General features: G+C 27.9%; 1 protein-coding gene. It reads right to left on the bottom strand.

Annotated elements, in window-relative coordinates:
- Positions 1-173: 173 nt before the first annotated feature.
- Positions 174-1,265: a DUF6568 family protein gene (locus tag ACO409_RS10960; RefSeq protein ID WP_485557197.1), complete on the bottom strand. Its 1,092-nt coding sequence runs from the start codon at positions 1,263-1,265 to the stop codon at positions 174-176.
- Positions 1,266-1,356: the final 91 nt, after the last annotated feature.

Here is a 1,356-nt window from a genome sequence, read left to right as displayed (position 1 = left end):
AATCAAATCCTCCCACAATAAAATAAATTGAGAAATCTATTTCCTACTTAGGTAAATTTCTCAATTTATTTACTTATTTTTATTTTGAAAATTTGGTAAAAAGATTATCTACATTGTTTCTCACAAATATCTAATGTGATCTATTTCCAGTAGGTTACTATACTCTTATTATCTTATACTTCATTTTTAGTATTTAAATGACTACTTATTATAAAAATTCCAGTAATAAATAAGGCGATTCCTAAACGAACAAAGTTAATCGATTGTTCTTCTCCTGTTTGGGGTAAATTTTTTACTTCCGATTCTATTTTTTTAAAATTAGTTAACGCTATAAAATCTGATTTATATTCATTAAATTTACTGTAAAGTAGTTCAGGATTCTCCTGATTTTTAACACCAACCACACTATCTTTAGAATTATCCTCTATATTTTCAATAGTCTTTCCAAAAGTATCTTGTGATTTAACTACAATCTTTTTCTGTAAATTTTCGTCAGATAGTGGAATATCTTTAGGGATTTGATTTGTAATTGTTTTAATTTTAACTGTATCCTCTTTAGTATCCATAGTTTGCATTGAATTCTCTGGATTTATAATATTTTTATTATCATTTTCAAATTCTCTTTTCGGCTTCTCATCAGTTTTTCCAAAATAGAGATAATCGTAAAGTTGTTGTGCAGTTATTCCTCCACCAACCCAACCAGAAATAGTTTTACCATTTTTAAAATAAATAATTGTTGGCGTTCCAGGAATACCGATTGTTTTAAAAATGAACTCTTTAGCAGAATCATCAAAATCCTCACCATCTATATCGTAATATTCTAACTTTTTATCAATCAGCATATTAAACTCTTTCAATACTCCAGAAAATTTACGACAATGATAACATGTCCCTCTTCCAAAATATAAAGTATGTTCCGAATCTTCTGAAGTGAATATCTGACGAACTTCAGCAATACTAATTTTATTAAAATCAGACACATTTGAAGCGTATTCTTCATATGTAACTGATTTCATATCTTCAGTTTCTTTCTTAATAATTTCTTTCGTAGATTGCTGAACGTTACTTTCATTTTCTCTATCGCTAGACTTTTGTTCAGTTAAAGATTCTCCAGTGGTTTCTGTAACAGCTGGTTCTAAATTTAAAGCTGATGGCACTGTATCAGAAAATTTTGTTTCAGCACTTTCAGCCAAAACAAGATTCGGACTAATGGTAACTAACGCTACGGTACTAACTAATAAAGATTGTAATAAATACTTCTTCATAATGTGGCTCCTTTTTTATTGATAATTTTATTTTACACATTTTAAAACTAAATTTTTAAGCAAATCCTAAAAGGTAGCTATATTATACTGA

Source organism: Leptotrichia sp. (genome assembly GCF_057270615.1).
The sequence above is the reverse complement of the archived record's forward strand: the minus strand, read 5'-3'. Positions and strand labels throughout refer to the sequence as shown.